The sequence below is a fragment of the Agromyces albus genome (assembly GCF_030815405.1).
In the GTDB taxonomy this organism is placed as follows: Bacteria; Actinomycetota; Actinomycetes; order Actinomycetales; family Microbacteriaceae; genus Agromyces; species Agromyces albus_A.
Genome location: NZ_JAUSWX010000001.1, coordinates 2,966,793 through 2,990,943 on the forward strand (window position 1 = coordinate 2,966,793; position 24,151 = coordinate 2,990,943).

Annotated in this window: 24 protein-coding genes; 9 read left to right on the top strand and 15 right to left on the bottom strand. The window is 68.8% G+C overall.

Going from position 1 to position 24,151, the window contains the following annotated elements; all coding sequences use genetic code 11:
- Positions 1-36: 36 nt before the first annotated feature.
- Positions 37-2,403 carry a beta-galactosidase gene (locus tag QFZ29_RS14055; protein WP_306894667.1) on the top strand — a complete coding sequence of 789 codons (2,367 nt, stop codon included), beginning with the start codon at positions 37-39 and terminating at the stop codon, positions 2,401-2,403.
- 36 nt (positions 2,404-2,439) lie between these two features.
- Here QFZ29_RS14055 and QFZ29_RS14060 read toward each other — a convergent pair whose 3' ends face one another.
- Together QFZ29_RS14060 and QFZ29_RS14065 are read right to left on the bottom strand one after the other, a co-directional pair.
- Positions 2,440-3,204 (bottom strand): LGFP repeat-containing protein, encoded by a 765-nt coding sequence (locus QFZ29_RS14060; protein WP_306894668.1) that lies wholly within the window; start codon positions 3,202-3,204, stop codon positions 2,440-2,442.
- Between the two features lie 213 nt (positions 3,205-3,417).
- Positions 3,418-4,005 (bottom strand): TetR/AcrR family transcriptional regulator, encoded by a 588-nt coding sequence (locus tag QFZ29_RS14065; RefSeq protein ID WP_306894669.1) that lies wholly within the window; start codon positions 4,003-4,005, stop codon positions 3,418-3,420.
- Positions 4,006-4,102: 97 nt separating this feature from the next.
- Between QFZ29_RS14065 and QFZ29_RS14070 the strand changes: the two genes are divergently transcribed.
- A complete protein-coding gene (locus tag QFZ29_RS14070) occupies positions 4,103-4,390 on the top strand; it encodes a hypothetical protein (RefSeq protein WP_306894670.1) in 288 nt (95 codons plus the stop codon).
- Positions 4,391-4,413: 23 nt separating this feature from the next.
- Here the strand turns inward: QFZ29_RS14070 and QFZ29_RS14075 are convergent, their stop codons facing one another.
- Together QFZ29_RS14075 and QFZ29_RS14080 are read right to left on the bottom strand one after the other, a co-directional pair.
- A complete protein-coding gene (locus QFZ29_RS14075) occupies positions 4,414-5,163 on the bottom strand; it encodes a DUF1353 domain-containing protein (RefSeq protein ID WP_306894671.1) in 750 nt (249 codons plus the stop codon).
- Between the two features lie 39 nt (positions 5,164-5,202).
- Complete coding sequence (locus QFZ29_RS14080; protein WP_306894672.1) at positions 5,203-6,123, bottom strand: AEC family transporter; 921 nt, start codon at positions 6,121-6,123, stop codon at positions 5,203-5,205.
- 149 nt (positions 6,124-6,272) lie between these two features.
- On the opposite strand from QFZ29_RS14080, the gene QFZ29_RS14085 reads away from it, so the two are divergent.
- The gene (locus tag QFZ29_RS14085; RefSeq protein WP_306894673.1) at positions 6,273-8,717 is read left to right on the top strand and encodes a phosphoketolase family protein; all 2,445 of its coding nucleotides are present in this window, start codon (positions 6,273-6,275) and stop codon (positions 8,715-8,717) included.
- 16 nt (positions 8,718-8,733) lie between these two features.
- On the opposite strand, the gene QFZ29_RS14090 is transcribed toward QFZ29_RS14085, so the two are convergent.
- From QFZ29_RS14090 to melA, 7 genes are all read right to left on the bottom strand, one after another.
- On the bottom strand, positions 8,734-9,723 hold the full coding sequence (locus QFZ29_RS14090) for an aldo/keto reductase (RefSeq protein ID WP_306894674.1): 990 nt from the start codon (positions 9,721-9,723) through the stop codon (positions 8,734-8,736).
- A gap of 80 nt (positions 9,724-9,803) precedes the next feature.
- Complete coding sequence (locus tag QFZ29_RS14095) at positions 9,804-10,712, bottom strand: PhzF family phenazine biosynthesis protein (protein WP_306894675.1); 909 nt, start codon at positions 10,710-10,712, stop codon at positions 9,804-9,806.
- Between the two features lie 68 nt (positions 10,713-10,780).
- Positions 10,781-11,386 (bottom strand): hypothetical protein, encoded by a 606-nt coding sequence (locus tag QFZ29_RS14100; protein ID WP_306894676.1) that lies wholly within the window; start codon positions 11,384-11,386, stop codon positions 10,781-10,783.
- Between the two features lie 137 nt (positions 11,387-11,523).
- Entirely contained in the window at positions 11,524-11,970 is a 447-nt protein-coding gene (locus QFZ29_RS14105) for a VOC family protein (protein ID WP_306894677.1), read from the bottom strand.
- Between the two features lie 35 nt (positions 11,971-12,005).
- On the bottom strand, positions 12,006-12,479 hold the full coding sequence (locus QFZ29_RS14110; RefSeq protein ID WP_306894678.1) for an SRPBCC family protein: 474 nt from the start codon (positions 12,477-12,479) through the stop codon (positions 12,006-12,008).
- Positions 12,476-12,877, bottom strand: a complete 402-nt coding sequence (locus tag QFZ29_RS14115) for an ArsR/SmtB family transcription factor (RefSeq protein ID WP_306894679.1) — start codon at positions 12,875-12,877, stop codon at positions 12,476-12,478. The genes QFZ29_RS14110 and QFZ29_RS14115 overlap by 4 nt, the downstream gene beginning before the upstream one ends.
- A 382-nt stretch (positions 12,878-13,259) precedes the next feature.
- Positions 13,260-14,702 (bottom strand): alpha-galactosidase, encoded by a 1,443-nt coding sequence (gene melA, locus QFZ29_RS14120; RefSeq protein ID WP_306894680.1) that lies wholly within the window; start codon positions 14,700-14,702, stop codon positions 13,260-13,262.
- Positions 14,703-14,793: 91 nt separating this feature from the next.
- Here melA and QFZ29_RS14125 point away from each other — a divergent pair, with 91 nt between their 5' ends.
- The 5 genes from QFZ29_RS14125 to QFZ29_RS14145 all read left to right on the top strand — a co-directional run bounded on the left by QFZ29_RS14125 (position 14,794) and on the right by QFZ29_RS14145 (position 20,303).
- Positions 14,794-15,717, top strand: a complete 924-nt coding sequence (locus tag QFZ29_RS14125) for a helix-turn-helix domain-containing protein (protein WP_306894681.1) — start codon at positions 14,794-14,796, stop codon at positions 15,715-15,717.
- 150 nt (positions 15,718-15,867) lie between these two features.
- Positions 15,868-16,287: a VOC family protein gene (locus QFZ29_RS14130; protein WP_306894682.1), complete on the top strand. Its 420-nt coding sequence runs from the start codon at positions 15,868-15,870 to the stop codon at positions 16,285-16,287.
- An 89-nt stretch (positions 16,288-16,376) separates the two neighbouring features.
- Positions 16,377-16,829 (top strand): VanZ family protein, encoded by a 453-nt coding sequence (locus tag QFZ29_RS14135; protein WP_306894683.1) that lies wholly within the window; start codon positions 16,377-16,379, stop codon positions 16,827-16,829.
- A gap of 181 nt (positions 16,830-17,010) precedes the next feature.
- A complete protein-coding gene (locus QFZ29_RS14140; RefSeq protein ID WP_306894684.1) occupies positions 17,011-19,173 on the top strand; it encodes an amylo-alpha-1,6-glucosidase in 2,163 nt (720 codons plus the stop codon).
- A complete protein-coding gene (locus tag QFZ29_RS14145) occupies positions 19,170-20,303 on the top strand; it encodes a glycosyltransferase (protein WP_306894685.1) in 1,134 nt (377 codons plus the stop codon). Before QFZ29_RS14140 ends, QFZ29_RS14145 begins: the two co-directional genes overlap by 4 nt.
- 18 nt (positions 20,304-20,321) lie before the next feature.
- Here the strand turns inward: QFZ29_RS14145 and QFZ29_RS14150 are convergent, their stop codons facing one another.
- From QFZ29_RS14150 to QFZ29_RS14165, 4 genes are all read right to left on the bottom strand, one after another.
- Entirely contained in the window at positions 20,322-20,645 is a 324-nt protein-coding gene (locus QFZ29_RS14150; RefSeq protein WP_306894686.1) for a TFIIB-type zinc ribbon-containing protein, read from the bottom strand.
- Positions 20,646-20,852: 207 nt separating this feature from the next.
- A complete protein-coding gene (locus QFZ29_RS14155; protein ID WP_129520067.1) occupies positions 20,853-21,059 on the bottom strand; it encodes a cold-shock protein in 207 nt (68 codons plus the stop codon).
- Between the two features lie 143 nt (positions 21,060-21,202).
- A complete protein-coding gene (locus QFZ29_RS14160) occupies positions 21,203-22,459 on the bottom strand; it encodes a fatty acid desaturase family protein (protein WP_306894687.1) in 1,257 nt (418 codons plus the stop codon).
- 19 nt (positions 22,460-22,478) lie between these two features.
- On the bottom strand, positions 22,479-23,117 hold the full coding sequence (locus tag QFZ29_RS14165; RefSeq protein ID WP_306894688.1) for a UdgX family uracil-DNA binding protein: 639 nt from the start codon (positions 23,115-23,117) through the stop codon (positions 22,479-22,481).
- Positions 23,118-23,225: 108 nt separating this feature from the next.
- On the opposite strand from QFZ29_RS14165, the gene QFZ29_RS14170 reads away from it, so the two are divergent.
- Entirely contained in the window at positions 23,226-24,092 is an 867-nt protein-coding gene (locus QFZ29_RS14170; protein ID WP_306894689.1) for an NAD-dependent epimerase/dehydratase family protein, read from the top strand.
- Positions 24,093-24,151 lie beyond the last annotated feature (59 nt).

Genomic DNA, 24,151 nt, shown 5'->3' on the forward strand with positions numbered 1-24,151 from the left:
AACTGGGAGCGCACACAGTTGAAGGAGCACTTCGTCGTGACATCCGTCCTCCCCAGCCCGCGCTCGACACCGACGTCGCAGCCGCTCGCCGTGACCCACGAACCCTGGGCCGAGCCGCTCACGCGGCCCGCGATGGGCACCACGATCGACCGACACGAGCGTGTCGCGCTCACCAACCGCTACGTCGAGATCTCGGGCCGCCCCGCGATCCCCGTCTCGGGCGAGCTGCACTACAGCCGCGTGCCCCGCGCGGAGTGGGAGGAGCGGCTCCGGCTCATGCGCTCGGGCGGCGTCACGGTCGTCGCTGCGTACGTCATCTGGAACCACCACGAGCTCGAACCGGGCCGGCCGAGCTTCGAGGGCGACCTCGACGTCGCCGCATTCGTCTCACTGTGCGCGGCGGTCGGTCTCGACGTCGTCATGCGGATCGGCCCGTGGTGTCACGCCGAGGCGCGCAACGGTGGCTTCCCCGATTGGATCCAGGATGCCCCGGTCGCGCACCGCACCGACGACCCTGGCTACCTCGCGCTCGTCGAGGAGTGGTTCGCCGCCCTCGGCCTCGAGCTCGCGCCGCTCTGCGGACCGGCGAGCAACGTCATCGCGATCCAGCTCGAGAACGAGCTCTACGACCAGCCGAGTCATCTCGCGACGCTCAAGGCGCTCGCCCGCCGCCACGGCATGACGGCACCCGTCTACACCGCGACCGCCTGGGGCGGCGCCGAGCTGCCGGCGGGCGAGGTGCTCCCCCTGTTCGGCGGCTACGGCGACGGCTTCTGGGTCGACGCCAACCACGACTGGGACACCACCTTCCGTGAGCACTTCTTCTTCTCGCACACGTGGGACGATCCCGGCATCGGCGCCGATCTCCGCGACCACCCCGGAATCGGCCGCCGCGGCGAGACGCGTCGCCTTCCCTCGGCGTCGTTCCCTGCGGCGACATGCGAGCTCGGCGGCGGCATGGCGACCGCCTACCACCGGCGTCCGCTGCTCGACGGCAGGGACATCGCGGCCGTCGCGCACAACAAGATCGGCAACGGCTCCGGCTGGCAGGGCTACTACATGTACGCGGGCGGCGTGAACCCGCGCCCCGCGCTGCAGGAGTCGCACGCCACGGGCTACCCGAACGACCTGCCCGAGTTCGACTACGACTTCCACGCCCCGATCGGCGCGGCCGGCCGGCTCGCCTCGAGCCACGCCGAGCTGCGTCGCCAGCACGCGTTCCTCGCCGCCTTCGGATCGGCCATCGCCGAGATGCCCTCGACCCTGCCCGAGCACCTGCCCGCCGGAGTCGACGACGCGAGCACCCTGCGGTGGGCGCTGCGCAGCGACGGGGAGTCGGGCTGGGTGTTCGTCACCTGGCAGCAGCCGCACGTCGCACTCGAGACCTACCGCGGTGCGCAGTTCGCCGTGACCCTCGATAGCGGAACGACCGTGTTCCCGCACGCCCCCGTCGACGTTCCCGCGGGAACGATCGCGCACTGGCCCGTGAACCTCGAGCTCGGCGGGGTGCGCCTCGACTGGGCGACCGCCTCGCCGCTCACGGTGCTCGGCGGCGATCATCCCACCCTCGTCGTCGTCGCCGAGGCGGGCATCCCCGTCGAGCTCTCGGCGCATGGCGCCACCGTCGAGACGGACTCGGATGCCGCGATCACGAGCACCGCTCCGGGCGTCTTCGTGATCGACGCGAGCGAGGTTCGCCGGCTCGAGCTCGTGCAGGGCGAGGGCCGGCTCGCGGTGCTCGTCGTGCCCGCGACATCCACGGGACTCGTCTGGGTGCTCGACGCGACCGGCGAGCGCCGGCTCGTGCTCTCGGATGCGCCCGTTCATGAGGACGCAGCCGGGGCACTCGTCGCGCGATCGTCGTCGGTGCCTGCCGTGCAGGAGTACCGCGTGCAGGCGGGCCGCTTCGAGCCGGTGACGTTCGCGGTGCGTGCGCCTGGCCGCGACGAACTCGTCGACGCCTCTGCGCCGCAACAGGGTGAAGCGCCGCCCGCGAACTACGGCGACCGGGCGGGCCGGGCGTCGGCGCCGACGCGAGAGGACGTCGCCCGGTACGGCACCGCGTGGACGATCACGCTCCCGCCGAGGGGCCACGGAATGCGCACCCTCGAGATCGAGTGGGCGGGCGACGTCGCGCGGCTCGAACTCGGCGGCGAGGTCGTGGCCGACCGGTTCTGGGACGGCACGCCGTGGACGATCGGGCTCGGCGGGCGCGACGCACTCGGACGCCGCGCCGATGACGATGGCCCCGTCGAGCTCACCCTGCGTATCGTGCCGCTGCACCCCGAGGCATCCGTGCACCTCCCGGCCACCGCAGCTGCTCGGCGCGAAGCAACCCGCGACCCGCTCGTCGCACTCGATTCGGTGCGCCTCGTCGAGGCGCCGGCCTGGCGCGAGGCGTAGGCGAACGTCTGGGCGAGACTTCGCGGTTCGGTTGTCTCAGGCCTGCGTGGCCTGCGGCGCGAACCCCGTCTGCAGACGGCCGACGCCGTCGTACTCGACTTCCACGTCGAGGGCATCGGATGCCGCGGGCGCAATCACGCTGACGATCGGACCCCTGGCCGGCGACCACTCGATGCTGCCGCGCTCGAACACACCCCGGTGCACTCCCGACTCGACGTCGACGACGACGTCGCCCACGGGCACGCCGAGCGCCGAGTTCTCCCAGCCGAGGAGTGCCCAGATGTCACGCACCATGCCGTGCACGATGGCGGCACCGTGGAGGGGCGTCCAGTAGATCGAACCGCCCTCGAAGTGCGCGAAGCGGCCGCGGCGCGTCTCGGCAGCATGGTCGCCGCGAACGGAGGCCACGCCACGGGACGGCTGCTCGTCGGTGGTCGGGAATCCGAGGAACGACGCCTCGCCGCCCTCGGCCTTCCAACGCTCGGCGATCGCGCCGTGCACCTCGTGGGCGCCGGTGCGCTCCGACCAGTACACGGAGCCGTGCGTGAACTCGCGGTGATACGCGTCGGCGGTGCCGATGCGCGTGTGCAACCCGGTCGCCTCGCCCAGCCACGGATGTTCGGCGCGCTTGGCGCTGATCGCGGGCACCGCGACCAGGAGGCGGTTGGCCGGGTCGTAGCGCACGGCGGCACGGAAGTCGCTCCAGCTGAGCGCTCGATCGACGCGAGTCGCATGGACCTCGTCGGGGCGAGCGGCGTTCGGGTGGCTGCGCCGCGCGATGCGCGTCATCCGCTCAGTCATCGATCGTCCTCTCGCTCATGAATTGGGGAGCCGGCCTGCACCAGTGTTCGAGTCCACGGTGCATGGCCGGCTCTGAATCGACCTCCCACAGTGACAGTTCCCCCTGCGGTCCATAGGACGACGATCGTCTCCGACCATATGGTCACCGGCCGACAGGGGGAATCAGGGGTACCCCTGATCTTCGCGGTGGTCGAGTAGCCCGCGCGGCGCTACTCAACCACCGGAGCGGGGCGCGGCGCGGGCGATCGCGACCGTCGTCTTCACGATGAAGGCGCGGCGCTCGGCCGTGCGCCCGGCACTCGCGCCGACGAGATACCCGTCGAGATGCGCGAGCACCGGCCACGCGTTCACGAGGGTCACGATCGTGAGGAGGATTTCTCCCGCCATCGCGCGGTCGACGCCCGGAAGCAGATCTTGGAAGCGCAGCACCTTCGCGTCGTGATACGCGACCCGCGCCGCGTCGGCGGTGGCGGCGCCGCGTTCGAGGCCCTCCCAGAACACGAGTCGCGGGATGGTGGTGTCGGCGAGGTGATGGTCGAACAGGCGCCCGGCGTAGTCGCCCGCCGCCTCGGGTCCCTCCCCGGTCATCGGCACCTCGTCCATCATCGCCCGCAGGCGGGTGGCGAGCACCGTGGCGAAGAGCTCGTCCTTCTTGCCGAAGTACTGGTAGATGCGCTCCTTGTTGACGCCGGCGGATGCCGCGATGCGGTCGATGCGCGCGCCCGCGAGCCCGTGCTCACTGAACTCCGTCGTCGCCGCGTCGAGCAGGAGGCGCTTGGTGCGCTCGGTGTCCCAGGCCATGGCGGCAAGTCTACCCAACTCCAACTGGATAGTTGCGGAATACCTCGCGGCGTGGTTCACTTACAACTATTCAGTTGGAAACATCGAGGAGCACAACATGACCACCGAATCCATCGCCACCGACTCCGCGACCTCGCCCGCCGTCGCACCCGCTTGCGCACCCGCCGCGCCGGCCGGGCCGCCCTCGGTGCACGTGCGCGCCGTCATCACGTGGCTCGCCATCTTCCCGCTCGTCGCGATCGGCATGCTCGCGATGGCGCCGATCTCCGAGTCGTGGCATCCGGTGCTGCGCGCCTTCGTGCTGACGCTCATCGTCGTGCCGCTCGCGGTCTACCTCGTCGTGCCGCAGCTCATCCGCGGGTACGGCGCGCTGCGCCGGCGCTGAAGCTCGGTGGTCGGGTAGCCGCGCTACTCAACCACCGGACCACCGGGGGGTCGCACCGTCGGCCGCAGCACGCCCCCGGGATCACCACCGCTCACGAGCTCGACGAGCGCCTCGAGCAGGCGGAACGGCACGAGCGCCGCGACGTGCACGAGGAACAGCGGCCCCACGATCGCGAGCGAGAACGTGAGCACGAGTTGCAGCGACGCGAGCCTCGCCCAGAGCGCCGCGGCGAGCGCGGGCACGAGCACGAGCGCCAGCCACGCGGGATTCCAGAAGGCAACGACGGATGCCGCGAGCACGACGAGCGCCCCCACGACCGCTTGCACGACCAGCAACCACCCGAGCAGCCCGCCGTAAGCGCGCTCGCGATCGGCCGACACCCACGCCCACATCAGCCACGAACGCAACAGGGGCACCCGCTGTTCACGCAACGCCGTGCGGAACACGCGATCGTCTTCCCGCCGCTGCGCGAGCGCGGCGGCTCGATCGCCGAGCTCGGCTGCGACGATCGACTGCTCGTCGTGCAGCACTGCGGGCGCCGACTGCCGCCCGTAGCTCGCGATGAATCCCCACAGCGGAGTCGGCACCGACGCGAGGTCGGTGACGGCATGGGCTCCGGATGCCTCTGCCCGCGCCGGCACCCGATAGCGACGCCCCGAGACGGGGTCGAGGTACACGATGGGCGCGCGCAGCTCGAACCGGTACCCGTCGGCCGGACGTTCGGCGAGCAGCAGCTCGTCGAGCGGCCCGTCGTCGTCGGTGAGGAACGGCATCGTGGTCTCCTTCGCTCTGGAACATCCTGCCGTGTGCGGTCAGCCGAGCAGCAGCGCCACCGCGAAGAGCACCGGAACCGACCCGACGGTCGTGACGAACACCGTGTCGCGCGCGACGATCTCCCCCGTTTCGTAGCGCTGCGCGAAGACGAAGACGTTCTGCGCCGTCGGCAGCGCCGCGAGCACGGTGACCGCGTAGAGCTCGATGCCCGTGAGCCCGAACACGTACGCGCCGACCGCCCAGGCGACGAGCGGCATCGCGAGGAGCTTCAGCGCCGCGGCGAAGAACACGTCGCCCCGGCCGCTGCCCGGCTCGAGGAGCCGCTGACCGTGCAACGACAACCCGTAGGTGATGAGCATGAGCGGCACCGCCGCGTGCCCGATGAGCTGGATGGGCTCGATCACGATCGGCGGCAGCTCGAGACCCGACACCGAGACGAGCACGCCGGCGAGTGACCCGACGATGATCGGGTTTAGGAGCGTCGATCGTACGATCGCCCGCGCCGACGTATGGCCGTGCACCCGGGCACCGAGGATGGCGAGGGCCACCGGCGCGAACAGAAGCAGCTGCAGGAGCACGACCGGAGCGGAGTACGCCGCGTCACCCAGCATGTAGACCGCGATCGGGATGCCGAAGTTGTTGCCGTTCACGTATCCCGCCGAGAGGGACCCGATGACCGTGCGCTCGATGCCACGCCGCCACACGAAGAGCGAGACGACTCCGAAGATCAGCATCATCGCCACGGCGGCGATCGCCGAGACGGGCAGGAGCGCCGAGAACAGGGAGGCGACGTCGGCGGTGGCGAGCACCGAGAACAACAGGAACGGCGCGAGCACGTTGAAGTTCAGCCGCGCGAGCATCGGGCGGGCCTCAGGGCCCAGGATGCCCGTGCGGGCGGCGACGTAGCCGACGAACACCGCGAGGGCGATGACGGCGAAGCCGGTGAAGATCTCGATCACGCGCTCGGCCGTGTCGAGAGAGAGGTCGGCACGGCGGTCATCGCCTTCGACGATACTCCGGGGTGGGGGGTGGTTGGGTCGGCACTGGCGGGGGCTCGGGGGTCCGCCTAGGCTCGAAGGGCACACGGCGTCGAACGGCTGGGGGCGACATGACCGGGGCATTCGGGCACGGCGAGGTTTCCGAGATCGAGTCGGCCGAGGCATCCGTGCCCCTCGAACTCGTCGACGCGTGGTGGCGAGCGGCGAACTACCTGAGCGTCGGGCAGATCTACCTCACCGACAACGCCCTGCTCGAGCGGCCGCTCGAACCCGGCGACATCAAGCCGCGGCTGCTCGGCCACTGGGGCACCTCCCCCGGCCTGAGCTTCGTCTACGCGCACCTCAATCGCGTGATCGTGGAGCGCGGCACCCCGACGCTCTACGTGTGCGGTCCCGGTCACGGCGGCCCGGCGATGGTCGCGAACACGTGGCTCGACGGCACCTACTCCGAGCTGTTCCCCGCGGTCTCGGCCGACGGCGCCGGCATGCAGCGCCTGTTCCGGCAGTTCTCGTTCCCGGGCGGCATCCCGTCGCACGCGGCGCCCGAGACCCCCGGCTCCATCAACGAGGGCGGCGAGCTCGGCTACTCGCTCATGCACGCCTTCGGCGCGGCCCTCGACAACCCCGGACTCGTGGTCGCGTGCGTCATCGGCGACGGCGAGGCCGAGACGGGCCCGCTCAACGCGAGCTGGCGCGCTCACGCGTTCCTCAACCCGCTCACCGACGGCGCGGTGCTGCCGATCCTGCACCTGAACGGCTTCAAGATCGCGAGCCCCACGCTGCTCGCACGCATCCCCGAGACCGAGCTCGTCGACTTCCTGCGCGGCAACGGCTACGAGCCGATGCTCGTCACCGGCGGCTTCGATGGCGAAGATCCCATGCTCGTGCACGAACGCATGGCGTCGGCCATCGACGTCGCCTTCGACCGGTTCGAGCAGATCCGAGCGGATGCCGCGGACGGCGCCTTCACCGAGGAGGCCCCCCACTGGCCGTGCATCGTGCTGCGCACCCCCAAGGGCTGGACTGGGCCCGGCATCGTCGACGGCGTGCAGGTCGAGGGCACCTTCCACTCGCACCAGGTGCCGCTCGAGGGGGTGCGCGAGAACCCCGAGCACCTCGCGCAGCTCGAGGTCTGGTTGCGTTCCTACCGCCCCGACGAGCTGTTCGACGACGAGGGCCGCCCGATCGCCGAGCTCGACGCGCTGCGCCCGCGTGGCGATCTGCGCATGAGTGCGAACCCTCGCGCGAACGGCGGCATCGAGCGGTCGCTCCGGCTGCCCGAGACCGAGGAGTTCGCCGTCGACGAGACCGGCGACGACGGCGCGCGCGGCGCGACCGGCGAGGCGACGCGCGTGTTCGGATCCTGGCTCGCCGCGCTCCTGCGCGACAACCCCGACGACGTGCGGCTCTTCGGCCCCGATGAAGTGCTCTCGAACCGGCTCGGCGCCGTGTTCGACGTGACCGAGCGGGCCTGGGCCGGCGAGCTGCATCCGCTCGACGAGCACCTCTCCCGCGACGGCCGCGTCATCGAGGCGCTCAGCGAGCACCTCATGCAGGGCCTGCTCGAGGGCTACCTGCTCACGGGGCGCCACGGCCTCATCACGAGCTATGAGGCGTTCATCCACATCGTCAACTCGATGTTCAACCAGCACGCGAAGTGGCTCGAGTCGGCGAAGGACGTGCCATGGCGTGGGGATGTCGCCTCCCTCAACTACCTGCTGTCGTCGCACGTGTGGCGCCAGGACCACAACGGCTTCTCGCACCAGGACCCGGGGTTCCTGAACGTCGTCGTCAACAAGCAGGCCGAGATCGTGCGCGTCTACCTGCCGCCCGACGCGAACACGCTGCTCGCCACGATGCGTCACGTCTTCGGCACCCGCAATCGCGTGAACGTCGTGGTCGCCGGCAAGCAGCCGCAGCAGCAGTGGCTTTCGCACGACGAGGCGGTCGCGCACGTCGCGGCCGGGCTCGGCGTGTGGGAGTGGGCGGGCAACGAGCCCGGATTCGACGCGGCCGACCCTGCGGCATCCGTTCCCGACGTCGTGATCGCGTGCGCCGGCGACGTGCCCACCATCGAGGCCGTGGCCGCGGCCCAGCTGTTGCGCGATCGGATGCCGCAGCTCGCCGTGCGGCTCGTGAACGTCGTCGACCTCATGCGGCTGCAGGACCCCGCGCACCACCCGCACGGCTTGCGCGATGCGCAGTTCGACGCGATCTTCACGCCCGGCGTGCCCGTGATCTTCGCGTTCCACGGGTACGCATCGCTCGTGCACGAGCTCGCCTACCGGCGCGCCAGCCACGAGCACCTGCACGTGCGCGGCTTCATCGAGAAGGGCACGACCACGACACCGTTCGACATGCTGCACCTGAACGACCTCGACCGCTACCGGCTCGCGCTCGACGTGCTGCGCCGCGTGCCCGGGCTCGGCGAGCAGCCCGGGGTCGCCGAGATCGCCGACGAGTGGCATGCAGCCCGCGAGGCCGCCCGCGCGTATGCGTACGAACACGGTGAGGATCCGGAGTGGATCACGGGCTGGCGGTTCCGCGCGGGGTGATCCGACGGCGGCTGGGCTACCAGCGCTCGTGCACCTGCGCACGGATGTCGCGGTCGTAGAGCTCGCGCACGGCTGCGTCGAGGCTCGCGGGCAGCTCGAGCGCACCCGCGGCGGCGTTCGCGCGCGCCTGTTCGGGGGTGCGGGCGCCGGGGATGACCGAGCTGACGCCGGGCTGCTGCGCGATCCACGCGAGGGCCACTTGCGCGGCCGTGGCGTTCGGCGCCGCCGTGCGGGCGAGCTCGGTGAATTCGGCCGCGGCTCGCACTCCGGTGGCATAGTCGACGCCCGAGAAGGTCTCGCCCACGTCGAACGACTCGCCGTGGCGGTTGAAGTTGCGGTGATCGTCGGCGGCGAACTCGGTGTCGAGCGTGTAGCGCCCCGAGAGCAGCCCGCTCGCGAGCGGCACGCGCGCGATGATGCCGACGCCCGCCTGCTCAGCCGCGGGAAGCACCTCGTCGAGCGGCTTCAGCCGGAACGCGTTGAGGATGATCTGCACCGAGGCCACGTGCGGCCGGGCGATCGCCGCGAGTGCCTCGTCGACGCGCTCGACGCTCACGCCATAGGCGGCGATGGCCCCCTCGTCGACGAGCGTGTCGAGTGCGTCGTAGACGCGGTCGTCGCCGTAGACCGAGGTCGGCGGGCAGTGCAGCTGCAGGAGATCGAGGGTGTCGACGCCGAGGTTCGCGCGGGAACGATCCGTCCAGGCCCGGAAGTTCGCGAGCGAGTAGTTGGCGTGCTCTTGCGGCATCCGTCGCCCCATCTTCGTGGCGACCGTGACGCCCGAGCGGGGGTTGGCGCGCAGCCACTGCCCGATGAGCGATTCGCTGCGGCCGTCGCCGTAGACGTCGGCGGTGTCGAAGAACGAGACGCCCGACTCGTGGGCGGCGTCGAGCACGGCGAGCGCGTCGGCCTCGTCGACGTCTCCCCAGTCGGCGCCGAGCTGCCAGGTGCCGAGGCCGATCACCGAGACGGTGCGGCCCGTGCGGCCGAGAATGCGAGTCTGCATGGTGCTCCTGTGGTGATCGGATGTCGGATGCCGCGAACGAGCCTAGCCCGACCACCACGCTGGTTGAGCTGTGCCCGGCGCTACTCGACCACCGGGGCGGCGATCCGCACGGCGCGCCCGCTCACGACGATGCCGCCCCGCTCGGGGATGTCGACCGTGAGCTCGCTCGGGCGGCCGACATGCCGGCCCTGCTCGATGACGATGCGAGCGGGAGGCTCGACGAGGCCGAGGCCGCGCAGGTAGCCGCCGACGGCCGCTGCAGCGGCACCCGTGGCCGGATCCTCGGTGATGCGGCCCACGGGGAAGAGGTTGCGCGCCTCGAATCGTGCGACGACCTCGCCCGGACCGGCGCTCCCGCTCCCGGACGCCCCGGCATGCCGGCCGAGCGGATGCAGCACCGTGATCGTGGTCGGCCAGCCCTGTGCGTCGATCAGCGTGCGCACCGCGCCGGGATCGAACGTGAACCCGTCGAACGTCGCCGGGTCGGCGAGCACGATCACCGGATGCCAGGTGCCCGCGTATGCGAGCCGCGGCGGGAAGCCCGCGTCGAGGTCGGTGCGGTCGAGGCCGAGCAGTTCGAGCAGCGCCTCGAGCACGAACTCGCCCAATGGCGCCAGATCGGTGTCGACGCTCGTGAAGGCGGCGAGAATGCCGTCGGCGTCGGCGGTGGTCTCGATCACGATCTCGCCGACCGGCGTATCGAAGCGCACGGTGCCGGGGCCGTTTCGCTCGGCGAGCGCGATGGCGGCCGCGATCGTCGCGTGCCCGCAGAACGGCACCTCGGCGATCGGCGAGAAGAAGCGCACGACCTTGGAGCCGCCCCGCTCACCCGTGATGAAGGCCGTCTCGGCGTAATCGACCTCGGCGGCGATGCGCTGCATCGCGGCGTCGTCGAGGCCCGAGGCGTCGAGCACAACGCCCGCCGGGTTGCCGCCCTCGGGGTCGGCGCTGAAGGCCGCGTAGCGCAGGATCTCGGTGGCGTCGCTCATCATCCGATCGTCGCACGCGCAAGCGGATGCCGCATCCGTTCGCGCGACCGCGGGCGCAAGCCTCGCACTCAGGTGTTCTTCGGGGGCGAGTACCGCGTCGCCGACCACGTGCCGCCGATCGCGCTGACCTTCGTGTCGTGGTACCCGTGCGCCCGCATCACCGCGCGCACCCCGGTGTCGCCCGGTGCACTGGTCGCGCGGCCTCTGCCGTGCACGATCCAGACCGGCGCCACGCCGACGCCGCATTCACGCAGCCATCCGGGGAGCGAGACGAGCTCGGTCTCGGTGCGCACGACGGCCACGACGACCGCCGCCTCCCATGGCGCCACACGTGCGGAATCCGACAGCGCATCGGTCAGCTCGATCATGGGCAGCTCACCGCGCACGGCGACGGTCTCCCCGTGCGCGACGCCGAGCTTCTCGGCGAGCGTCGGCGCGGGCGTCGCGAGGGCCTTCGCCCAAGCGGATGCCGCCTCGCCGAGCTCGAACCGGAAGCGGTCGCCGCCCGCCTCGAACTCCACGACGCCGTCGGCCGAGCCGATGTGCCGGAACTCGGAGCGCGGCACCTTCGCACGCCGCCCACCACTCACCTCGAGCGCATCGGACTCGAGATGCAGCATCACTGCTGTTCGCTCTCCCGCGTCGATCCAGAATGCCTTCGCCTGCCGCCCCATGCATCCCTCCCCCGGCTCATGATGGCCGCCCGCCAGCAGCCGCGCAACCGGGGGCGCACAAAAGGCGGTCGCGCCGGGCGAGAACGGATGCCGCGGGCCGACCTCGCGAGGAGGGCGTGCCCGCGGCATCCGCTCGCTCAGGCCTTCGGCTCCCGGTCGGCGCCGAAGCGCTCTCGCCACTCGAGCGGGATCAGGGGACGCTCGGCCCGGACCTTGAGCTCCTGCACGGCCCACGAGTTGCCGTCGGGGTCTTCGAAGCCGAAGAACGTGCCGCCGTCGCGCGGGTCGATGACCTGCACTTCACTCGCGTCGACGCCGCGCTCGAACAGTTCCGCCCGAGCGGCGCGCGCGTCGGCGACCACGAGCTGCAGGCCCTTCATCGATCCCGGTGCCATCTCCTGCTGTGCCGGCAGGGTGCCCATGACGATCGAGCAGCCGGAACCGCGCGGGGTGAGCTGGGCGAATCGCAGCTCACCCATCACGGTGTCGTGGTCGAGGTCGAAGCCGACCCGGTCGCGGTAGAACTCGATGGCGCGGTCGAGGTCGCTCACCGGGAGGATCACGACTTCGAGGGTCCAGTCCATGGTGGTACTCCGTCTCTGGTTCGGGTGCTGATCGGTCAGGCGGCGACGAGCTCGTCGAGCCGCTCGTAGCCCTCGCTCACGCCCTGCTCCATGTTGCTCTGGATCATGCCGTCGCGAGCCTCGACGCTCGGGTAGACGGAGTGTGCGCGCAACCGCGTGCGGCCGTTGCCGAGGTCTTCGAACGTCATCGACTCGATGCTCACGACGTCGGGGAAGCCCTCGAACTCGAAGGTCTGGATGGCGAACTCGTTCTCGCGCACGGAGTGGAACACCCCGTTGAAGGCGTAGGACTCGCCCTCGGCGTTGGTGTGCACGTAGCGGTAGCCGCCTTGCGTCGTGAAGTCCCAGCGCTTGACGTCCATGTCGTAGCCGCGCGGCCCGAGCCATTGCTTGACGAGCTCGGGGTCGCGGTGCGCGTTGAACACCGCGGCGACGGGGGCGTCGAACTCGCGCTCGATATCGATGAAGGGCAGGCCCTCGGGGGCGGTGATGGTGACGGGGTTGGTCATGATTCCATTTCTTCCTGTGCGGTGCCGGCGGAAGTGCCGGCATCGGATGCCGCGGCGTCCGTGCCGCGAGAGGTGGCGAGCAGTTCATCCAGATTGCGGAATCGCTGCTCGTGGATCAGCCGGTATCGGTCGATCCACGCGGTGAGGGCCTGGAGGGCCTGGGCATCCAGGTGCACGGGTCGGCGTTGCGCGTCGCGCGTTCGCGTGACGAGCCCCGCCTGCTCGAGCACCTGGATGTGCTTCGAGACCGCTTGCTTCGTGATCTCGAATGGTTCGGCGAGTTCGTTGACCGTGGCCGGCCCTCGACTGAGGCGGGCGATGATGCCCCGGCGCACCGGGTCGGCCAGTGCCATGAAGGCACGGTCGAGGCGGTCGTCTGCGCTCGGATCCACGATCATCAACTCATTCCTTGATCAACCATTTGATTGATTACAATCTACGACGATCGGATGCCGCCGTCAAGTGTTGTCGGGAACGGGTTGCCGTGACACAAACCAGCTCTAGCTGACACAGGCCGCACTTCTGGCGACACGGGTGTCACGAAACGCCGATACGCGCTGTTGCTTCGGCAGGACCACGAGGTTGTCACTCGTGATCGGGGCGACCGCGATTGGGCCACGATCGACCCGATGATGGTGCGCTCATCGAAGGTCGTGATGAATCAGTTTGCGGTCAGCTGCGGCGCGCCCACCCGGAGACTCACGTACTCCGATGGAACACGAGAACCTCCGGGGATGGGGGCCTGTGACCAGCCATAGTCACCCGGAGGTTCTCCTCACGTCAACCCCGAACCGCTACCGGTCTCAGGTCCGAGTTGGCCGAAGGTTCGACATGCACCGATCGCGGACGAAGCGACTGGGGAAGCAGCGCGGCATGGGCAAGAAGGAGCTCATCGGTCATGGCGCGGATCTGGTCGAGGGTGAGCTTCGCCGCCGTCAGAGGATCGAGTGCCACCGCGTGATAGACGTGCTCGATGTTCCCGGTGAGGGCAGCATGCACAGCGAGAGTCTGCACACCGATGTTGGTACGGTTCAGGGCCGCGAGCTGCGGCGGCAGGCTGCCGATTGCAGTGGGCTGTACGCCGCTCCGGTCAACGACGCACGGCACCTCGACGCATGCGTCAGCAGGAAGGTTCTGAATGAGTCCCCTCGCGTTCGGTACGTTGCCGTACACGACTGTCGGCACTCCGGTGATCGCCGCGTTCACGATGCTGGCACCGTACTCGAGCGATGGTGAGAGGTCGGCCTTCAACCGTTCCAACTGTTCATCGATATCACCCTTCTCATCATGGGCGAGGCAGATTTCGTAATAGTCCCACCGCTCGGGGATGAACCGAAGCACCGTCTCCGGGTCCTTCCGGAAGTAGGGAAGATACTCCGAAGCGTGGTGGCTCGATTCTGTCTCGAAGTAGCCGAAGGCGTTCATGAGGGCGGTACGCACCTGCTCGTTTCCCCCCTCGTAGTTGCTCATCACCTCGGCCACCTCGCTGTGGTCGCCGTCGTCCTCGCTGAGGCCCGCAGCAGCAACACCGCTTCGGTGGCGCTCCGACATGACGCGGCGCAGCTCCGGGTACAGGTCCTCGCCGGCGCGCGAGAACTCGAGGATCCACGCCTGGTGGTTGATCCCGGCCGACAGGAAGGACACCTCCTCGTACGGGACACCCAGAGATCTTGCGAGCATATGGGTGGTGCCCTGCACGCTGTGGCACAGGCCGACGGCGTTAAGCCCCTTCGCGTTCAGGAAAGCCGTCGCCATCGCCATCGGATTGGCGTAGTTGATGAACTGCGCATTCGGGCACAATTCGAGCGCGTCCGAGACGATCGCCTCGTATGCCGGCACTGAACGCAGGAATCGGAAAACGCCGCCGGGGCCGACAGTGTCACCGACGGCTTGGTCGACTCCATACCGGCGCGGGATCTCGACGTCCCAGCGATAGGCATCGAGGCCGCCCACCTGGAAGGTGATGATGACGAAGTCCGCGTCGGCGAGTGCCTCGCGTCGATCGGTGGTCTCGACGACAGTCGCTTCGAACCCATGGTGGTCGATGAGGTCCCGCGCGGCGGTCGCAGTGCGGTGAACACGGTCCGCGTCAAGGTCCATGAGGGCAAGCGTGCTTCCTTGCAGTGCCGGGAAGCTGAGGATATCGCCGATCAGGCGGAACGGGAAGACGAATCCCCCCGCTCCGATGATGGTGATCTTGGGATTGTGCGTCGTTGCAGTCATGGGTGCGAGCCTAAGGTTCGAATTCTGGCATAACCTCCTCCTTTCATGTCTGACCTTCTTGAATTCTCAGCTGGCTCCGTAGACTGTCTGGATGAACGCTCGCGAGCAAGCGTCGAGACGACCGGGTTCCGTCGACTCAGCAGAGGAAGCGAGTGAAGGTCCCGAGCTACACGGCGACAGCGCCGTCGTGGCTACCAGGACGCAGCTCTGGATCCACCGTGGCGGCGCACCAGTGATGCCCCTACCGCACCGCCACGACGACCTCGAGATCAACATCGTCCTGCACGGAACCTTGGACTACCAGTTCGGCGGGACGCGGATCTCTGTTCCGGCCGGATCACTGGCTGTGTTCTGGGGCGCGACCCCACACCGCCTCGTCGCCACAGATGCCGGAGCGGACGGCGACATGTGCTGGATTCACGTGCCCCTGACGACCGTGCTGGGCTGGAACCTTCCTATGTCGGACCTGAGCGAGGTGTTGCTCAACCGGCCCATCATCGTGTCAGCGACCACGGTCGCCCGGGATCTGGAAGCCATGTTCGTCTCCTGGCAGCAGGAGGTGGGTATCGACGGTCTCGAGACGATTGCGCTACTTGAGGTCCAGGCACTCATCCGTCGCCTCCTGCACCGGCATCACCACGGCGGCGAGAAAACCTCGATCGAGACGACCGGCCCTCTGAACATCTCGTCCGATTCGATGCGGGGCGTGACCGAGATGGCGCGGTTCACCGTGGCGCACTTTCGCAAGCAAATCTCGGCGGTGGACATCGCCTCGGCCGCAAACCTGAACCCCAACTACGCGACATCGCTCTTTCGCAGAGCAGTCGGCTCGACCATCGCCGAGTATCTCATTCGCTGCCGTGTAGCGGAGGCACAGCGTCTGCTCGTGACCACAACCATGACGGCGAGCGAGGTCGCACACGCGGCTGGCTTCGGTTCTCAGAGCAGCTTTTACGCGCAGTTCACGAAGCGATGCGGAACCTCACCGGGCAGATACCGTTCCCGCTTGCTCTAGACGATATGTGGGTTCGCAGCTCTTGAGGCCGGGGGCCTTCGTTCAAGTAGACCTGGCCGCCGATCGAGCGTCGCGAACCGGGGGTCGCGTGCGCGGGCCGGAGCGACGAGAATCGGCCGTGGCAATGACGTCGAGTCGAAAGGTCATCCCATGGTCACGCTCAACCCGTACCTCAACTTCCGCGGCAGCGCCCGAGAGGCGATGGAGTTCTACCAGTCGGTCTTCGGCGGCGAGCTGACGCTCAGCACCTTCGGCGACTACCAGGCGAGCGAAGACCCCGCCGAGAAGGACCAGATCATGCACGGCCAGCTCGAGGCCGACGGGGGCATCGTGCTCATGGGCGCCGACGTGCCGAGCGCCCTCGACCTTACGCCGGGCGACAACATCTCCGTGTCGCTTTCCGGCGGGCCCGGCGACGACGCGACGCTGCGCGGCTACTGGGACCAGCTGTCGTCGACCGGAACCGTCACGGTTCCGCTCGAGGTCGCGCCGTGGGGCGACGCGTTCGGCATGTGCGTCGACAGCTTCGGCGTGCACTGGCTCGTGAACATCGCGGCGAACGCGACGTAGCGGCATCCGCCTCCTGACGACGGATGGCTCATAGCCCGCCCACGGGCTGGGGTCAGCCTGCTCGCAGCCTGACCCGGCACAGTGGAGCCATGCCCGGTCGCCGTCTCCTCCCGCTCCTCGGAGTGACGACGGCGTATCTCGCGCTCGTCGCGTGGGCGACGCTCGGCCCCGCGCCGTGGCGAGCCGAGGGAAACCAGGCGCCGCTCGGCGTGCTGAATCCGTCGATCTGGCTCGAGCGTGCGACGTGGACGACGGGGTCGTCGTTCGAGTTCACCGCGAACATCCTGATGTTCGTGCCCGTCGGCGTGCTGTTCGCCATGCTGTTCGGTGCACGGCGCTGGATCATCGCGCTGGGCGCGGCGGCGCTGCTCACGTGCGCGATCGAGGTCGCGCAGATTCCGCTCGACGACCGCATCTCCGACCCGCGGGACCTGCTCGCGAACACGACGGGTGCCGTGATCGGCTTGGCGCTCGCGGGCATGGTCTGGGCCTTCCGTTGGGCGTGGATCGCCGGTGAGCGGGCGATGCAGCGCTCCGTCTGACACGCGCCGAAGCGCCTGCACGACGCGCGCCGCCCGCTCCGCGTGCCCGTGGCTACACGCCCGAATCGCATCGGTCAATCCCCTATTGAGGCAGCGCATCCCCGCCTACCGTGTTACGAGACCCGAACTCGGTGCCCGGACACGCGTTGCAGGGCGCCGCGCAAGACCCGAGTGGACGCCCATGACCGGTTGGAATGTCGACACGCTGGCACAGTCTGCAGGAGCCGGCGCGATCACCATCGTGGAAGGTTCGGCCTTCTGCGTGTCGAGCTTCAACGGCGACATCGTCCCCGACCTCCCGCACGGCGTGTTCTTCCGGGACACGAGGCTCATCTCGAGGTTGATGCTCCTCGTCGACGGGTCCCCCGTCGAACCGTTGTCGTCGATGACTCCCGAGCCGTATCGCGCGGTCATGATCGGCAGGGCCGGCCACGTGCCCGGGCGGGCGGACACGCCGCTCATCGTGGAACGCGACCGGCGAGTGGACGGCGGTTTGCGCGAGGACATCACGCTCCAGAGCTTCTCGCGCGAACCGATCATCTGCCGGGTCGAACTCGTGCTCGAAGCCGATTTCGCCGACATCTTCGAAGTGAAGGAAGGGCGCGCTCGCGGCACTCCCCGCCCGGCGAGCGCAGCGCCGCCCGGTAGCCTCCGCATGGACTCGCTCGGCGACGGCGAGGGGCTCGGCGTGAGCATCTCGGCGCGCGGCGGGTCGATCGTCGGGGATCGGCTCGTGTTCGACGTGATCCTCACGCCGCACGGCTCCTGGACTCGGCGGCTCCACCTCACGCCGACCGCGTACGGAGAGGACCTCACCACGAGCCAGCCCTTCGAGGGGCCGCTCCACGAGACGGAGCCGTTCCACGAGGCGGAGCCGCTGCGCCGCTTCATGGCCTGGCATTCCGGGATCCCCGTTCCCTCTGTCGAGAACGACGAGATCGAGCGGGTCATCGTGCAGAGCCAGCGGGATCTCGGCGCGTTGCGGATCTTCAATCCCCGGCATCCTGAGCGCGCGGTCGTGGCAGCAGGAGTGCCGTGGTTCATGGCGCTGTTCGGGCGCGACTCGTTGCTCACCGCCCTGATGTCGCTGCCGCTCGATCCGACGCTCGCACTCGGCACGCTGCAGACGCTCGCCGACCTGCAGGGCGTCAAGCTCGAACCGTCCTCAGAGGAGCAACCGGGTCGCATCCTCCACGAGGTTCGCCTCGGGGCTACGACCAACCTCGCGCTCGGCGGCGGTTCGGTCTACTACGGCACTGTAGATGCCACGCCGCTCTTCGTCGTCGTGCTCGGCGAGCTCGCCCGCTGGGGCGGGCTGCCCGATGATGCCGACGACCTCATCGCGGCCGCGGACCGGGCCCTCGAGTGGATCGATCGCGACGGGGATCGCGACAATGACGGGTTCGTCGAGTACGCCCGCCTGAACGAACACGGGCTCATCAACCAGGGCTGGAAGGACTCGTGGGACGGCATCAACTTCGCCGACGGATCGCTCGCCGAGGCGCCGATCGCACTCTGCGAGGTGCAGGGGTACGCGTACGCCGCGTTCAGCGAGCGCGCGATGCTGGCGTCGATCCGCGGCGATGACGAATCGGCGCGAATCTGGGAGTCGAGGGCGAGCGCGCTGAAGGCCGAGTTCAACGCGCAGTTCTGGATGCCCGACCGAAAGTACTTCGCCATCGCGCTCGACCGCGACAAGCGCCAGGTCGACGCCTGCGCTTCGAACATGGGACATTGCCTCTGGAGCGGGATCGTCGATGACGACAAAGCCGCGTACGTCGCCGAACGCCTGCTCTCCGACGAGATGTTCACGGGCTGGGGTGTGCGCACGCTCGCGTCGAACATGGGGGCCTACAACCCGGCGAGCTACCACAACGGCTCGGTCTGGCCTCACGACAATGCGATCGTCGCCGCGGGCCTCATGCGATACGGATTCGTCGAGGAGGCCGAGCGCATCGTCTTCGGGCTGTTCGATGCGGCGGGGTTCTTCAACGGGCGACTGCCCGAGCTGTTCTGCGGATTCGACCGCAGCCAGTATCCCGAGCCGGTCTCCTACCCCGCGTCGTGCTCGCCGCAGGCCTGGGCTGCGGCGACGCCGTTCTCGTTGCTGCGCACGCTCCTCCGCTTCGACCCGTCGGTTCCGACCGGTGAGGTGTGGCTGGCGCCGATGGTGCCGGCCCGCTTCGGCGACCTCCGCCTGGAGAACGTCCCGTTGGCGGGTGCTCGCGTCTCGGTCGACGTCGAACGGGAAGGCGCCTCGATCACCGGCCTCCCGCCTGGCCTCGCCCTGCGTCATGAGCCTCGACCATCGGCCAACGCCCGCACGCGAAGGGGGGCACCATGAGAATCGGCATCATCGCGCCCCCGTGGCTGCCCATCCCGCCGCCCGCGTACGGCGGAATCGAGTCGTTCGTCGACACCCTCGCCCGAGCGCTGAGTACAGCCGGTCACGACGTGCTCCTCGCCGCCTCACTCGACAGCACCTGTCCGGTGCCGAGGCTGCCCGGCTTCCAGCCCTCCGATCCGAAGACGATGGGAGTCACCGCCTTCGAGCTCCGGCACCTCATTCGCGCGTATGCGGCGCTCACCGACGTCGACGTGATCGTCGACAACACCCTCGCCGGGCCGGTCGTCGCGGCCTCCCGGACGGGTGCCGTGCCCATCGTCGCCATCGCCCATGGGCCGTTCATGCCGATGATCCATGAGATCTACCGAGCGGCCTCACCGGATGTCTCGTTCGTGGCGATCTCCCACAACCAGGCGTCGATGGCGGGCCCGGTGCGCATCGCCCGCATCATCCACCACGGCATCCATGTCGAGGAGGTCCCGCGCGGCCCGGGCGGCGCATCCGCGTGCTTCGTCGGGCGGATGCATCCGGCGAAAGGCCTGCCCGAAGCCATCCGCACCGCGGCGCTCGCCGGAATCCCGCTCCGGATCGCCGCGAAGATGCGCGACTCGGCGGAGTGCGCGTTCTTCGAGGAGATGGTGCGCCCGGCACTCGGATCGAACACGGAATACCTCGGCGAGCTCTCGACGAAGGAGAAGTACGTGCTCATGGGCGAATCATGCGCGCTCGTCAATCCGATCCAGTGGGACGAGCCGTTCGGACTCGTCATGATCGAGGCGCTCGCGACCGGCACGCCGGTGGTGGCGACCCCTCACGGGTCGGTGCCCGAGATCATCGAGGAGGGCCGGAGCGGATTCATCCGTTCGACTCCGGAACACCTCGCGCTCGCCCTGCAGCGCGCGAGCTCACTCGATCGTGAGCTGTGCCGCGCGATCGTCGAGAAGCGGTTCGCCGCGGCGAGAATGGCGGGCGACTACGTCGCACTGTTCACGCAACTGCTGCAGCGCCAGCCTCGCCTCGACACGACGAGTGCGAAACGCCCTTCGACCGTGCGCCTCCCCATTGGTCACGCGGCGTCTGCCGCTCCGACCGCCACGACGTCGGAGGCGACGTCGCGCACCGCCTGACCAGGCGAGGGCGCCTGCTCAGTCGAAGAGCTCGGAGAGCCAGCTCTCCTTCTTCTTCCTGCGGTAGCCCTGGTCGCCGTACGGACGCTGCTCGACACCCCGGCCGTAGCCGTCGTCGTAGGGCCGCTGGCCGTAGGCGGGAGCCTGCGGCTGCGCAGGAGGCGCCGGGGCGGCGGGAGCTGCGGGAGCGGCCGACGCCGAGTACTCCGTCGATGCGCGCTCGACGATCTTGTCGAGCTCGCCACGGTCGAGCCAGACACCGCGGCACGTCGGGCAGTAGTCGATCTCGATGCCGCTACGTTCGCTCATCACGAGTACGGCTCCGTCATTGGGGCACTGCATGGCTATAGCTCTCCTTCGGGGTTCTGGCTCGAGCCTAGAAATGGAAGCTGAAGAGAACCCGGATGACGCACCGCCATCCGGCTGCTATCGGGGCGGTGAACGGTTAACTGCGCAAGCGGATGCCGTGCCGCACCTTTGAAGAGGCGCGGGCACCGGCATCCGCTCGTCGATCAGCGGGAAACCCGCCGATCAATCACTAAGCGAGAATTACGCGATAACGCGGATGTTCTCGGCCTGCAGGCCCTTGGGGCCGCGGGCGGTCTCGAATTCGACCTTCTGGTTCTCCTCGAGCGTGCGGTAGCCGCCCGACGTGATCGCGCTGAAGTGCGCGAAGACATCGGCGCTGCCGTCGTCGGGAGCGATGAAGCCGAAGCCCTTGTCGGCGTTGAACCACTTGACGGTTCCGGTTGCCATGTTATTTCCTTCTGTATTCATGCCGCGCCGCGGAAGCGGCTGCAGCGTGCACGACCTAGGGTCGTGCGGGGTTCCGGCGGCGACGTCCGACGCCGGAAGTTCTGGGTGCGTGTGGAGTACGCATGTCTCTCATGGTGCGGTGATCAGGTCCTGCGGAACTGGTTCACCATCGGGCAGTCGAACGGATCGCGCGCGGCGAGGCCGACGCGATTGAGGTAGTTGATGACGATGCCGTAGGACTGCATCAGCGTCGTCTCGGTGTAGGGAACATCGACCGTGCGGCAGTGCTCGCGCACGATCTCACGTGCCTTGGCGAGGTGCGGCCGGGGCATGTTCGGGAACAGGTGGTGCTCGACCTGGTAGTTGAGCCCGCCGAGGAGCGCGCTCGCCCAGATGCCGCCCGAGACGTTGCGCGAGGTGAGCACCTGCTTCGAGAAGAAGTCGAGCTTCACGTCTTCGGCGATGATCGGCATGCCCTTGTGGTTCGGGGCGAAGGCGGCACCCATGTAGACGCCGAAGACGGCGAGCTGCACGCCGAGGAAGGCGAACGCCATGCCGAGAGGCAGCACCCAGAAGATCGCGCCGAGGTACACCGTGAAGCGCGCGGCGATGAGGCTGAGCTCGATCCAGCGACCCTTCACGGGCCCTCGCTCGAACAACGTGCCGATCGACCGGTAATGCAGGTTGATGCCCTCGAGCGTCAGCAGAGGGAAGAACAGGTACCCCTGCTTGCGAGTGATGAGGGCGAGCAGGCCCTTCTGCCTCGCGGCATCCTTCTCGGTGAACGAGATCGTGTCGAAGTCGATATCGGGGTCTTTGCCGAGTTTGTTGGGGTTGGCGTGGTGCCTCGTGTGCTTCGTCATCCACCACGAGTAGCTGATGCCGACGACGCCGGCGGCGAGGAGGCGGCCGACACGATCGTTGTTCGGACCCGACTCGAGCACCTGACGGTGGGATGCCTCGTGAGCGAGGAACGCGAACTGCGTGAAGATGAGGCCAAGGGCGCCCGCGATGAGCAACTGGAACCACGAGTCACCCAGCAGGATGAAGCCCGTGGTCGCGCCGCCGAGTGCGAGCGTGAGGACCGAAATGACGGCGAGGTAGAACCAGCGGGTGCGGTTCAGGAGTCCGGACTCGCGAACGACCCGGGAGAGGGCGGTGTAACTACGCGTGATATCCGCGTCGCCGGTGCGGGGCTTCGTCGCCCGGATCGCACCGAGGGATTCGGTGTGAGAGATGTTTACGTCCCAGCTGGTCGTCGACTTCCCAGCCGTGTCTCGCGGGTAACCACCCGCTTGTAGATGTTCCGACTCTAGCCGGTCCGCATGGGAGGGTGCTGGGAAATCTCCCGCCTGTGGAATCGAGGGGTGGCGCGGCTCAACAGATTCCGGCGATCGCATATGTTTCGGCATCCGATGTTCACTTCGTGGCATTGCTCGCGGTCCTCAGATCGATGACGAACGCGTCGAAGGCGGCCTCGCGTTCGGGCTTCTCCCGCATCCTCAGCACGGACGAGGGATGCGTCGTGATGAGCACCGGCGCGGGCACTCCTTCTGGCGCATCGAGCAGCACGCCGCGCACCTTCCCGATCACCACAGTGCGACCCATCACCGACCGGGCTGCGGTGGCGCCGAGGCACACCACGATACTCGGATGCACGGCGTCGAACTCCGCCTGCAGCCATGGATGACACGCGAGGATGTGGCCGACGGCCGGCTTCGCGTGGATGCGGCGCTTGCCCCGCTGGTCGAATCGGAAGTGCTTGACCGCGTTCGTGAGGTAGACACGCTCGGGGTCGATCCCCGCCGCGATGAGGGCGTCTTCGAGCACGCGTCCCGCCGGGCCGACGAACGGCTCGCCGGCGAGGTCCTCCTGGTCGCCGGGCTGTTCGCCGACGAGCATCATCGTCGAGTCGGGGGCGCCACGCGAGAACACCGCTTGCGTGGCGTTCTGCCACAGCTCGCAGCCGCGACATCCGTCGACCGACGCTTCGAGCACCGAGAGTTCCCGCGATTCGGGAACCCAGCCTTCGGCGCCCGGCCGTTCCGCATCCGCCATATCGCGAGCGTACGCACGGTCGATTCGCGGTGTGAACCCCGTTGCATTCGCGGCCGCTGCGTGTTAACGCCGCCCCGGTGGTCGAGACCACCTGCGAGACTGGGTCGCATGCAGATCGCCGTCACCGGAGGCTCGGGCAAGCTCGGCCGTACCGTCGTACAGTCCCTTCGCGATGAGGGCCATGGAGTCACCAACCTCGACCAGTACGGCGAGCGCGGCTCGTTCACGAGGGTCGACCTCACCGACTACGGCCAGGTGTTCGACGCGATCGCCGGGGTCGACGACCGCCACAGCGGCGTCGACGCGATCGTGCACCTCGGCGCGATCCCCGCGCCGGGGCTCGCGAGCGACGTCGCGACGTTCCACAACAACATGCTGTCGACGTTCAACGTCTTCCAGGCCGCGAAGCGACTCGGCATCCGCCGGATCGTCTACGCCTCGAGCGAGACGGTGCTCGGCCTGCCGTTCGACGTGCCGCCGCCGTACATCCCCGTCGACGAGGAGTACGCCGCCCGCCCCGAGAGCACGTACTCGCTCGTGAAGCACCTCGAGGAACAGCTCGCGATCGAGCTCGTGCGCTGGGACCCCGAGCTCTCGATCACGGCGCTGCGCTTCTCGAACGTCATGGACCCCGCCGACTACGCCGCGTTCCCCTCTTTCGACGCCGACGCGACGCTGCGCAAGTGGAATCTCTGGGGATACATCGACGGCCGCGACGGAGCGCAGGCGGTGAGCCTCGCGCTCGAGAAGGCGCCGCCCGGTTTCGAGCGGTTCATCATCGCCGCGGCCGACACCGTGATGTCACGGCCCAACGCTGAACTCGTCGCCGAGGTGTTCCCGGGAGTGCCGGTGCGCGGTGAGCTCGGCGAGCACGACACGATGCTCTCGATCGAGAAGGCGCGGCGGATGCTCGGCTTCGAGCCGCGTCACTCCTGGCGCGACGAGGTGACGGATGCCGCGGCATCCGTCGACTGAACAGCGAACGCCGCATCCGCACGGAAGGCCCGTGCGGATACGGCGTTCGAGTGGTGCTG